General features: G+C 71.2%; 9 protein-coding genes. 5 read left to right on the top strand and 4 right to left on the bottom strand.

Annotated elements, in window-relative coordinates:
* Positions 1 to 66: 66 nt before the first annotated feature.
* Positions 67 to 1,797 carry a BCCT family transporter gene (locus BKA00_RS31205; protein WP_185031141.1) on the top strand — a complete coding sequence of 577 codons (1,731 nt, stop codon included), beginning with the start codon at positions 67 to 69 and terminating at the stop codon, positions 1,795 to 1,797.
* A gap of 9 nt (positions 1,798 to 1,806) precedes the next feature.
* On the opposite strand, the gene BKA00_RS31200 is transcribed toward BKA00_RS31205, so the two are convergent.
* Complete coding sequence (locus tag BKA00_RS31200; RefSeq protein WP_185031139.1) at positions 1,807 to 2,631, bottom strand: oxygenase MpaB family protein; 825 nt, start codon at positions 2,629 to 2,631, stop codon at positions 1,807 to 1,809.
* A 180-nt stretch (positions 2,632 to 2,811) separates the two neighbouring features.
* Positions 2,812 to 3,543: an isocitrate lyase/PEP mutase family protein gene (locus tag BKA00_RS31195; protein ID WP_185031137.1), complete on the bottom strand. Its 732-nt coding sequence runs from the start codon at positions 3,541 to 3,543 to the stop codon at positions 2,812 to 2,814.
* Positions 3,544 to 3,679: 136 nt separating this feature from the next.
* Between BKA00_RS31195 and BKA00_RS31190 the strand changes: the two genes are divergently transcribed.
* The 4 genes from BKA00_RS31190 to BKA00_RS31175 all read left to right on the top strand — a co-directional run bounded on the left by BKA00_RS31190 (position 3,680) and on the right by BKA00_RS31175 (position 9,671).
* Entirely contained in the window at positions 3,680 to 4,708 is a 1,029-nt protein-coding gene (locus BKA00_RS31190; RefSeq protein WP_185031135.1) for an alpha/beta hydrolase, read from the top strand.
* 334 nt (positions 4,709 to 5,042) lie between these two features.
* Complete coding sequence (locus BKA00_RS31185; RefSeq protein WP_338072179.1) at positions 5,043 to 7,451, top strand: M4 family metallopeptidase; 2,409 nt, start codon at positions 5,043 to 5,045, stop codon at positions 7,449 to 7,451.
* An 84-nt stretch (positions 7,452 to 7,535) separates the two neighbouring features.
* On the top strand, positions 7,536 to 9,044 hold the full coding sequence (locus BKA00_RS31180; protein ID WP_185031134.1) for a M28 family peptidase: 1,509 nt from the start codon (positions 7,536 to 7,538) through the stop codon (positions 9,042 to 9,044).
* Between the two features lie 414 nt (positions 9,045 to 9,458).
* Positions 9,459 to 9,671, top strand: coding sequence for a DUF2277 domain-containing protein (locus BKA00_RS31175; RefSeq protein ID WP_179844599.1), 213 nt, complete (start codon positions 9,459 to 9,461; stop codon positions 9,669 to 9,671).
* On the opposite strand, the gene BKA00_RS31170 is transcribed toward BKA00_RS31175, so the two are convergent.
* A complete protein-coding gene (locus BKA00_RS31170; protein ID WP_185031132.1) occupies positions 9,668 to 10,690 on the bottom strand; it encodes an aspartate-semialdehyde dehydrogenase in 1,023 nt (340 codons plus the stop codon). The two genes, BKA00_RS31175 and BKA00_RS31170, sit on opposite strands and share 4 nt — an antisense overlap.
* Before the next feature lie 97 nt (positions 10,691 to 10,787).
* Entirely contained in the window at positions 10,788 to 11,939 is a 1,152-nt protein-coding gene (locus BKA00_RS31165; RefSeq protein ID WP_185031124.1) for an acyl-CoA dehydrogenase family protein, read from the bottom strand.
* Positions 11,940 to 12,058: the final 119 nt, after the last annotated feature.

Below are 12,058 nucleotides of genomic sequence, written 5' to 3'. Positions count from 1 at the left end.
AGATTTTGCAGACGAATCGCTTCGCCGCGCAACTGAAGGGTGAACCTCCGGGCAGGACACCGGGCTATGGAGAGGATCGGTCCAGAGCCCGGTGAGCGGGACGAGTACCCCGGGACCGAGCCCGTGAGCCTGGTCAAGCGCGGGCGCCCGCACACCGACTGGATCGTCTACGGCGTCGCGGCCGTGCTGTCGGCCTCGTTCGTGATCTGGGGCGGGGCCGACACCGGCGGTCTCAGCTCGGTCGCGGAGGCGATGCTGGACTGGCTGCTGACGAACCTCGGCTGGCTGTTCGTGCTCGCCGCCACCGGCTTCGTGATCTTCTCGCTGTGGCTGGCGTTCAGCCGGTACGGCCGCATCCCCCTCGGCCGGGAGGGGGACGAGCCGGAGTTCCGCACCGTTTCGTGGATCGCGATGATGTTCAGCGCGGGCATGGGCATCGGGCTGATGTTCTTCGGCGTGGCCGAGCCGCTCACGCACTTCGTCGAGCCGCCGCCCGGCACCGACCCGCCGCGGAGCGAGGCCGCGATCGAGACGGCCATGGCGACCACGATGTTCCACTGGACGCTGCACCCCTGGTCGATCTACGCCGTGCTCGGCCTCGCGATCGGGTACAGCCACTACCGCCGGGGGCGCACCCAGCTGATCAGCTCGGCGTTCGTCCCGCTGCTCGGCCGGCGCCGCGCCGCTGGCCCGGCGGGCAAGGTCATCGACATCCTCGCGCTGTTCGCCACCCTGTTCGGCTCGGCCGCCTCGCTCGGCATCGGCGCGCTGCAGATCCGGACCGGGATGCAGGAGGCGGGCTGGATCTCCTCGCTCGGAACCACCGTCCTCGTGCTGATCATCGTGGTGCTGACGGTCTGCTTCGTGGTGTCGGCCGTGTCGGGCGTCGCGCGCGGCATCCAGTGGCTGTCCAACATCAACATGGTGCTGGCCGTCGTCCTCGCGGTCTTCGTGTTCGTGGTCGGGCCGACCGTGTTCATCCTGGAGCTGCTGCCCACCTCGCTCGGCGTCTACATCCAGGACTTCGGGCAGATGGCGTCCCGGTCCGGCGCGACGGGCGGGGAGCCGATGAGGACGTTCCTGTCCAACTGGACGATCTTCTACTGGGCGTGGTGGATCTCCTGGGCGCCGTTCGTCGGGATGTTCCTGGCCCGGATCAGCCGCGGCCGCACCATCCGGCAGTTCGTCGGCGGCGTGATCCTCGTGCCGAGCGCGGTCAGCGTCGCCTGGTTCGCGATCTTCGGCGGGACGGCCATCGACCAGCAGCGCAAGGGCCTGAACCCGTTCGGGAACGGCACCGAGGAGCAGATCACCTTCAACGTCCTCGGAAACCTGCCGTGGGTGGCGGTGACCGCGGTCGTCGTCATGGTCCTGGTGGCGATCTTCTTCGTGTCCGGCGCGGACGCCGCGTCGATCGTCATGGGCACGCTGTCGCAGCGCGGCTCGACCTCCCCGTCCCGCTGGGTCGTGATCTTCTGGGGCGCGATGACCGGCGGGGTCGCCGCGGTCATGCTGGTGATCGGCGGGGACAAGGCGCTGAACGGCATCCAGAACATCACGTTCATCGGCGCGCTGCCGTTCGCGATCGTGCTGATCCTGCTGTGCGTCGCGCTGGCGAAGGACGTGCGCTCCGACCCGATGATGCGCCGCCAGCACAAGGGCGCCGAGGTCCTGGAGGACGCCGTCATCGCCGGGGTCATCCGCCACCGGGGCGAGTTCGAACTCCAGATCAAGCCGTCCGAGCCGGGAAGCGCCGCCGGGGACGCGAAGGACGCCGGCCAGGACCCGCCCCGCTGAGGGACGCGGTCACACGATCGGGCGCCCGGTCCTCAGGCGGCGGCGGACGTCGCGCAGGTAGAGGTTGAAGGGGAACTCGCGGGCCGGGCGCGGCAGCGCCCGGTTGCCCACCGCCAGCACGCGGACGAAGCGGTCGAAGCGCGCCTGGTCGCGGGGCGTCCACGGGAAACCGAGCTCGTCGCGGAACGGCTGGGGCAGGAAGCCCATCGTCAGGAAGCGGTGGAACCGGCCGAACGTCCGGTGGACGGGCGCGGGCAGGAAGCGCATCTCGGCGAGGTCGCGCAGGTAGCCGCGGGTGACGTCGTCCATCTCGATCTTCGCCAGGCCCGCCCGCCAGTACTCCTCGAAGGCGTCCCGGTCGGGTGGCCACATGTCCGGGGTGACCTGGAGGGTGGTGCCGAACCGGGCGCCGTGCCGGTACAGGTCGGCGGCCTGGTCCCGCGACGGAGTCCCGTACAGCATCGTGTAGATCATCTCGATGCCCGTGTAGAGGCACGCGGCGACCCACAGCTGGAGCTCGCGGTCGAACGCGTTGTAGGCGACGGGCTCCTTCGCGCGGACGTGCCGGTGCGCGCGGTTCACCTCGCGGCGCATGGCCTCGCGCTCGGCCTCGGTGCCGAGCATGGCGACGGCGATGTAGCTGAGCGTGGTGCGGGCCCGCTTGACCGGGTGCTTGTCGACGCGGCCGCTGTCGACCGTGCTCTCCGCGACGCCGCGCCCGATCGGCAGCCGGGAGAGCTGCATGACGACGTTGGACGCGGCGGCGGCCAGCGCCACCCCGCTGATCGAGTCCAGGACGACCTTCGGCGGCGTCTCCTCAGCGGTCGCGGTCATGCGGGCCCCACCTCCGTACGGGCTCGCGCCTGCGCCCGTACTTGATACAACGAGTCGATTTCCGTCTCACTGTGCCAGTGTAAGTAAGCACTTGCAAGGCGTCCGCGGCGAGAGCGCCCTCACACGCGGCCCGCCCGGAGGCCGGGACCGGGCGGCCCCGGCCCCGTGCGGGCGGCCCGGTCAGGTGTAGGGGTTCTCCTTCGCCAGGACGCGGCCCGCGAACTCCTTCAGGGAGTCCAGCGCGCGCAGGTACGGCATCGGGCCGTAGGAGACGCGCGCGACGCCCAGCTCCGCCAGCTCCGCGAGCGACGTGCCCGGGAAGTTGTTCGCGTTGACCGGGCCCGGGATCCCCTTGACCAGGGCCGGGATCGCGTCCGGCGGCGCCGCGATCGGGTACACGCAGTCGGCGCCGGCCTCCAGGTACAGCCGGCCCCGCGCGATCGCGGCCTCGACCGGGTCCGGGGCCCTGGCGACGAACACGTCGGCGCGGGCGTTGATCACCAGGGCGTCCCCGGCCGCCTCCCGGACGGCCGCGATGTACTCCGCCTGGACCCGCGGTTCGGCCAGTTCCCCGGCGTAGGTGTCCTCCAGGTTGCAGCCCGCGGCGCCGATGGCGAGCAGCCGCTCGACCAGCTCGCCCGGCTGAAGCCCGTACCCCGCCTCGGCGTCCACGGTGACGGGGACGGTCGCCGCGCGGATCACGCGCCCCGCGGCGGCGAACATCTCCTCCGCGGGCGCCCCCTCGTGGTCGGGGTAGCCGAGCATGGCGGACACGGCGGCGCTCGCGGTGGCGAGGGCCGGGAACCCGGCCTCCTGAACGATCTTCGCGCTCCCCGCGTCCCAGACGTTGGGCAGCAGCAGCGGATCACCGGGACGGTGCAGATCCCGCAGGCTCGCGGCGTTGTCGGTCATGTATGTCTCCCTTCCTTCCCAGGAGGAACGGAGGACGCGGCCGCTTTGTGACATCCGCCGAGGGCGGCCCCCTCCCGCCGTCCCGGCCATGGGCTAGCGTCGAGCTGATCATTCGCTTGCGACGAGGGAGTACGCAATGCAGCCGTGGTCCGCCGATCTCGCCGGCCGCCTCGAAGACCGCGTCGTCAGCAGCGAGCTGCTGCGCGGCAACCCGCTCGACGACCCGCACGAGCGGCCGGTACTGGTGTACCTACCGCCCGGCTACGACGACGAACCGGAACGCCGCTACCCCAGCGTCTACGTGATCACCGGGTTCACCGGGCACGTCGGGATCTGGCGCAACCGGACGCCGTACCGGCGGTCCTTCCCCGAGACGGCCGACGCGGTGTTCGCCTCCGGGGAGGCGCCGCCCGCGATCGTGGTGTTCGTGGACGCCTGGACGGCGCACGGCGGCAGCCAGTTCGTCGACTCCCCCGGCACGGGCCGCTACCACTCCTACATCTGCGACGAGATCGTCCCGTGGGTGGACGGCCACTACCGGACGCTCGACGCGCCCGAGCACCGGGCGATCAGCGGCAAGTCCAGCGGCGGCTACGGCGCGATGATCACGCCGATGCTGCGTCCCGACCTGTTCGGCGCGCTCGCGACGCACGCGGGCGACGCCCTGTTCGAGTACTGCTACCTGACCGAGTTCCCCAAGTGCGTCCGGCACCTGCGCAAGTACGACGGCGACATCATGCGCTGGTGGGACGACTTCGGGAGCCGCACCTCGTTCACCAAGCCCGAGGACATGGAACTGCTCAACATCCTCGGCATGGCGGTGTGCTACTCCGCGCGCGAGGACGGCACGCCCGACCTGCCGTTCGACCCGGTCACCGGTGTGCTCCGGCCCGAGGTGTGGGACCGCTGGCTCGCCTGGGACCCGGTGCGGATGGTGCCGGGGCACGCCGAGGCGATGCGCTCGCAGCGGGCGATCTGGATCGACGGCGGCACGCGCGACGAGTGGTACCTCGACATCGGCGCGCAGGCGTTCCACCGGGCGCTGCTCGACGCCGGCGTCGCCGAGGACGTGATCCACTTCGAGCTGTTCGACGCCGGCCACGGCGCCATCGACTACCGCTACCCGCTGGCGCTGTCCTGGCTCTGCCGCCGCATCGCCCCCTGATCCCGCCCGGGGCGGGCCGGGCGTCTCAACGCGCGCGCCGCCCCCGCGGTTCCCTGCCGGACGGGCCGGGCCGATCCTTCGGCCCGGCCCGTTCGCGCTGCTCCGCCACGGAATTCCATTGGTTTCAGAGAGACGCCCGTCAGAATTGAAAATCCAGAACCAAATGGATTTATTGACACCTTTCTCGAACCAGGGTGCACTTCGGGTCAGCTCATCCGGATGAGTCCCCCATCCAACCCCCCCGCCGGGCGGGCGGCGGTTCACGGATCGCTCTTACCAGGGCCTCCGCGTGCCCACCCCCTCCGCCCGCCCGGCACGTGGAAGGAGCACCCCCGTGAGACACCAGACCGCGATCGGGGCGGCGGCGTTGTCCGTCGGCCTCGCCGTGGCGATGTCCTCGCCCGCCTCAGGTGCGACACCCCGCACCCCCGCGGCTCCGGCCAAGCCGGACCCCCGCACCGTCGCCGCCGCCTCGGCCGACCGCCTGGTCGCGGCGAAGCCCGCCGCGTTCAAGAAGGCCCCCAAGGACAAGATCGTCCGGCGCGGGGTCACCTCGGGCCTGCGCGGCCTCCAGTACGTGGCCTACGAGCGCACCTACGACGGCCTGCCCGTCTACGGCGGCGACTTCGTCGTCACCACCAACGCGAGCGGCGGCGTGCTGAGCACCTCCGTCGACCAGACCCGCACCCTCGACGTCTCGACCAAGGCGTCGATCGGCGCGGCGCAGGCCGCCGAGACCTCGCGCGCCCGCGTGTCCAAGGTCGAGACCGCGTCCACGCCCCGCCTGACGGTGCTCGCCGAAGGCTCCGGACGCCTCGTCTACGAGACCGTCGTGAGCGGCACCCAGAAGAAGGCCCCGACGAAGCTGCACGTTTTCGTCGACGCCAGGACCGGCAAGGTCGTCAAGACCTATGACGAGGTCCGGGACGCGGCCGACGACCGCAGCTACTACCACGGCACCGTGGACCTCAGCACCGCCGCCACGTCCATGACCGACCCGCAGCGCTCCGGCATCCGGTGCGGCGGCCAGAACGGCTCCGCCTACACCGGCACCGACAGCGCCTGGGGCAGCGGAAGCGGCACAGACCTGGAGACCGCCTGCGTCGACGCCCTCTACGCGGTCCAGAAGGAATGGGACATGCTGGGCTCCTGGCTCGGCCGCAACGGCATCAACGGCAGCGGCGGCGGCTTCCCGCTCCGCGTCGGCCTGAGCGACGTCAACGCCTACTGGAACGGCAGCTACACCAACTTCGGCCACAACCAGGCCGGCACCAAGCAGGCCACCTCCGTCGACGTCGTCGGCCACGAGAACGGCCACGCCGTCTTCACCACCACGCCCGGCGGCGACAGCGGCGGCAACGGCAACGAGAAGGGGGGCATGAACGAGTCGGCAGGCGACATCTTCGGCACGCTGACCGAGCACTACATGAACGAGCCCTCCACCTACGACCCGCCGGACTACCTGGTCGGCGAGGAGGTCGACCTGGTCGGCCAGGGCCCGATCCGCAACATGTACAACCCGTCCGCGCTGGGCGACCCGAACTGCTACTCGTCCTCGATCCCGAGCACCGAGGTGCACGCGGCGGCCGGCCCGCAGAACCACTGGTTCTACCTGCTGGCCGAGGGCTCGAACCCGAGCAACGGCAACCCCACCAGCCCGACCTGCAACAGCTCCACCGTCACCGGCATCGGCATCCAGAAGGCCGGCCAGATCTTCATGGGCGGCCTGAACCGCAAGGTGACGAGCTGGAGCCACGCCCGAGCCCGCGTCGAGACGGTCAACGCGGCGCTGCAGCTGTTCCCCGGCTCGGCCACCGAGTGCAACGCGGTGAAGGCGGCGTGGAGCGCGGTCAACGTCCCCGCGCAGAGCGGCGAGGCGTCCTGCGGCACCCAGCAGAACGACTTCTCGATCACGCTGAGCCCCGGCTCGGGCAGCGCCCAGGCGGGCGGGACCGCGACCTCCGCGGTCGGCACCCAGACCACGGGCGGCAGCGCCCAGCAGATCTCGCTGTCGGCGACGAGCAGCCCGTCCGGCCCGACCGCGACGTTCTCCCCGTCCACGATCACCTCGGGCCAGTCGTCCACGATGACCGTCACCGTCCCGGCCGGGACCGCCGACGGCACCTACAGGCTGACCGTCCTCGCCGACGGCGCGTCCGTCGACCGCACGGCCACCTACACGCTGACCGTCGGGCAGGGCCAGCCCGGCTCCGTCTACTCCGACGACTTCGAGTCGGGGACGGGCTGGACGACCAACCCGAACGGCAGTGACACCGCCACCGCGGGCCGCTGGGAGCGCGGCACCCCGCAGCCGACCAGCTACTCCGGCACCAACCTGCAGCTCGCCGCCGCGGGCGGCAGCGGCGCCCTCGTGACGGGCGCGGCCGCCGGAACCGACGCCGGGACCTACGACCTCGACGGCGGCGTCAGCAGCGTCCAGTCCCCGGCGATCAGCCTGCCGAGCGGCACGCTGTCGCTGAAGTTCTCCTGGAACCTCGCCTACCTCAACAACAGCTCGACCGACGACTACCTGCGCGTCCGCGTCGTCGGCGCGAACGGGTCGAGCACCGTGCTGAACCAGAGCGGCGCCGCGGCCAACAAGGTCGGGGCGTGGCAGACGGCCACGTACGACCTGTCCGCCTACGCCGGCCAGTCCGTCCGCATCCTCGTCGAGGCGGCGGACAACGGCACCGGCAGCCTCGTCGAGGCCGGCATCGACAACGTCTCCATCACCAAGGCCTGACCGCCCCCCGCCCGCGGCCCGTGACGGGGCCCGCTCCCCCGTCACGGGCCGCGCCCCTACCTGGAGGAACGCATGAGATCGCGCATGATCGCGACCTTGGGCGCGGCGGCGCTGGCGGCGTCGGCCCTGCTCGCCCCGTCCGGCGCGTCGGCCGCCCCCGCCGCGCTGGCCGCCCCCGACATCTCGCTCGCCAACGTCAAGGCGCACCTGTCCCAGCTGCAGAGCATCGCCACCGCCAACGGCGGCAACCGCGCCCACGGCCGCCCCGGCTTCCGCGCCTCGATCGACTACGTGAAGGGCAAGCTGGACGCCGCCGGCTACCAGACCAGCGTCCAGTCGTTCACCTACAACGGCTCCACCGGCTACAACCTCATCGCCGACTGGCCGGGCGGCGACACGAACAACGTCCTGATGACCGGCGCGCACCTCGACAGCGTCACGGCCGGGCCCGGCATCAACGACAACGGCTCCGGCTCCGCCGCGAACCTGGAGATCGCCCTCACCATCGCCCGCGAGAAGTACGCGCCCAAGCGGCACCTGCGGTTCGGCTGGTGGGGCGCCGAGGAGCTCGGCCTCGTCGGCTCGACCAACTACGTCAACAACCTCGCCTCCACCGAGCGGTCGAAGATCAAGAGCTATCTGAACTTCGACATGGTCGGCTCCCCGAACCCCGGCTACTTCGCCTACGACGGCGACGGCTCCAGCGGCAGCGGCGGCCCCGCCGGATCCGCCGAGATCGAGCAGACGCTGCGCGCCCACTTCCAGTCGATCAACGTGCCCGTCCAGGACACCGCGTTCGACGGCCGCTCCGACTACGGGCCGTTCATCCGGTACGGGATCGCCGCCGGTGGCCTGTTCACCGGCGCCGAGGGCCGCAAGACGACCCAGCAGGCGCAGCTGTGGGGCGGCCAGGCCGGCGTCGCGTTCGACCGCTGCTACCACTCGTCCTGCGACACCACGTCCAACATCGACGACACCGCGCTCGACCGCAACGCCGACGCCATCGCCCACGCCGTCTGGACGCTCGGCGGCGACGGCGGCACCACGGAACCGCCCGGCGACACCGTCTTCACCGACGACCTCGAATCGGGCACCGGCTGGACCGTGAACCCGAATGGCACCGACACCGCCACCGCGGGCCGCTGGGAGCGCGGCACCCCGCAGCCGACCAGCTACTCCGGCACCAACCTGCAGCTCGCCGCCGGGGGCGGCAGCGGCGCCCTCGTGACGGGCGCGGCCGCCGGAACCGACGCCGGGACCTACGACCTCGACGGCGGCGTCAGCAGCGTCCAGTCGCCCGCGATCGCGCTGCCGGCCGGCTCGAAGACCCTGTCGTTCTCCTGGAACCTCGCCCACCTGAACAACAGCTCCGTCGACGACTACCTGCGGGTCCGGGTCGTCGGGCCGAACGGCTCCACGACCGTCCTCGACCGGGCGGGCGCGGCCTCCAACCGCGCCGGCTCCTGGCAGACGCAGACCGCGGACGTCTCCGCCTACGCCGGCCAGACCGTCCGCATCGTCGCCGAAGCCGCCGACACCGGAACCGGCAGCCTCATCGAGGCCGCCCTCGACAACATCAAGATCACCAAGTAGCCGCTGGCCGGGGGCCGGTTTCAGAGTTTTCCACGGCCCCGTTCACACGGTTGAAAATCCAGTGGCGGATGGATTCGTTGACACCACCCCACCCGCCGGGATCCACTCGTGAACAACCCGACCCAAGGAAGACGGGGCCCGCCCCCCGCCCGAACCGCCTCCCCCGGCCCTGCCGGGGGAGGCGGTTTTTGTCGACACTCGAAGCCGCATCACCATCACCAGTGGCCCCAGCCGTCACACCAACCACGCGACAACCTCAATGGTTGCGATCGCGTCCGAAGGCAGGTTCGAGCGAAGCGAGAACCTGATCGCGCAGCGAGCCGCCAAGGCGAGACGGGGCGATGCCAGCGATCGCCCGCATTGCACGACGATGGAGGGCCGCCAGGCCCGAAGGAGGAGTGCAATGCTAGAGGCATGTGCCGCAGTATTAAAACGCTTCGTCCGCCGTACTCCGACGACGTCACCGATGAGGACGTGCGGGCGGCGGCGCTCCAGTATGTGCGGAAGATCTCCGGGTTCCGGGCGCCCGCCTCGCATAACGCGGAGGCGTTCGACCGGGCCGTGGAGGAGATCGCGCGGAGCACCGCCGCCCTTCTCGAAACCCTGGAGGTGCGGGGGCGCCGTTAGTTCTCGGCGGCGACCAGTTCGGCGATCTGGACGGTGTTGAGGGCCGCGCCCTTGCGGAGGTTGTCGCCGGAGCAGAACAGGGCGAGGCCGTTCTCGACGGTCTCGTCGCGTCGGATGCGGCCCACGTAGGTGGGGTCCTGGCCGGCGGCCTGGAGCGGCGTCGGGACGTCCGAGAGGACGACGCCGGGCGCGCCCGCCAGCAGCTCGCTCGCGCGCTCGGGGCTGAGCGGGCGCTCGAAGCGGGCGTTGACCTGGAGGGAGTGGCCGGTGAAGACGGGGACGCGCACGCAGGTGCCCGACACCTTCAGGTCCGGAAGCTCAAGGATCTTGCGGCTCTCGTTGCGGAGCTTCTGCTCCTCGTCGGTCTCGGCGAGGCCGTCGTCGACGATCGAGCCCGCCATCGGGAGCACGTTGAACGCGATCGGGCGCACGTAGACCGACGGCTCGGGGAACTCCACGGCCGTCCCGGAGTGGGTCAGCCGGTCGGCGGTCTGGACGGTCTTGGCCGCCTGGTCGTGCAGCTCGGCGACGCCGGAGAGGCCGCTGCCGGAGACGGCCTGGTAGGTCGAGACGACGAGGGCGGTCAGCCCGGCCTCGGCGTGCAGGGGGCGCAGCACCGGCATCGCGGCCATCGTGGTGCAGTTCGGGTTGGCGATGATGCCCTTGGGGCGCCGCGTCGCGGCGTGCGGGTTGACCTCCGCGACGACCAGCGGGACGTCCGGGTCCATCCGCCAGCCCGAGGAGTTGTCGATCACGACGGCCCCGGCGGCGGCGACCTTCGGCGCCAGCTCCTTGGACGTGGCCTTGCCCGCGGAGAACAGCACGATGTCGAGTCCGGTGTAGTCGGCGGCCGCCGCGTCCTCGACGGTGACCTCGGTGCCGTTCCACGGGAGCCTGCGGCCCGCGGAGCGCGCCGAGGCGAAGAGCCGCAGCTCGTCGACCGGAAATCCTCGTTCGGCCAGGATCTCGAGCATCTTGGCCCCGACCTGTCCGGTGGCCCCGACGATGCCGACTCTCATGCCGCTCCCTCGTGTAGATCGCTTGACCGGGCGAGTCTGCCCAGGTCGCATACAGGACGTCCAGTGATTAACCCTACGCGGAGGGGTCGAGCGATGCTTAACGGAAGGCGTCCAGCCCGGTGACGGCCTTCCCCAGGGTCAGCAGGTGAACCTCCTGGGTGCCCTCGTAGGTGAGGACGCTCTCCAGGTTGTTCATGTGCCGGATGACCGGGTATTCGAGCGTGATCCCGTTGGCGCCGAGGACGGTCCGGGCCTCGCGGGCGACGTCCAGCGCGGCGCGGACGTTCGCGAGCTTGCCGAACGAGACCTGCTGCGGCGTCACGTTCCCCTCGTCCTTCAGCCGCCCGATGTGCAGCGCCACGAGGCCTGCCTGGCCGAGCGCGACCTCCATCCAGGCGAGCTTCTCCTGCGTGAGCTGGAACGATCCGATCGGCTTGCCGAACTGCTCGCGGGTCTTGGCGTAGTCGACGGCCGCCTCGTAGCAGGAGCGCCCGGCCCCGACCGCGCCCCACAGGATCCCGTAGCGGGCCTCTGCCAGGCAGCCGAGCGGGCCCTTCAGGCCCTTCACCCCGGGCAGCATCGCCGACTCCGGCAGGCGCACGCCGTCCAGCATCAGCTCGGAGGTGACCGAGGCCCGCAGCGAGAGCTTCCGGTGGATGTCGCTCGTCGTGAACCCCGGGGTGCCCTTGGGGACGAGGAAGCCGCGGATCCCGTCGCCGGTGCGCGCCCACACCACCGCTACGTCGGCGATCGAACCGTTCGTGATCCACATCTTGGCGCCGTCCAGGACCCAGTCGGCGCCGTCCCGGGTGGCGCGGGTGAGCATGTCGCCGGGGTCGGAGCCGCGGTCGGGCTCGGTCAGCCCGAAGCAGCCGATCGCCTCGCCCGCGGCCATCCTCGGCAGCCACTCGTCCTTCTGGTCCTCCGACCCGTACTTGTGGATCGCCGCCATCGCCAGGGACCCCTGGACGGACACGAAGCTTCGCAGCCCCGAGTCGGCCGCCTCCAGCTCCCGGCACGCCACGCCGTAGGCGACGGCGCTCGTCCCGGCGCAGCCGTAGCCCTCCAGGTGCATGCCGAGAAGGCCCATCTTGCCCAGCTCGGGCGCCAGCTCGCGCGCGGGGAACGTCCCGTCCTCGAACCAGTCCGCCAGGTGCGGCGCCACCTTCTCCGCCACGAAGGCGCGCACGGTGTCGCGGACCATCCGCTCCTCGCCGGTGAGCCGGTCGTCTACGCGCAGCACGTCCATGCGGGGTCTCCTCCGTCCGGGGCCGTCCGCGACGAGGGTACGTCGGAGGCCCGACCCTGACCGGGCAGGGGTGCGATCAGGGATGAATCAGGGCGAATCCGGATGTCAGAGTTACCTTT

The sequence above is a fragment of the Actinomadura coerulea genome (assembly GCF_014208105.1).
In the GTDB taxonomy this organism is placed as follows: domain Bacteria; phylum Actinomycetota; class Actinomycetes; order Streptosporangiales; family Streptosporangiaceae; genus Spirillospora; species Spirillospora coerulea.
This window is presented reverse-complemented; position numbering and strand designations above follow the sequence as displayed.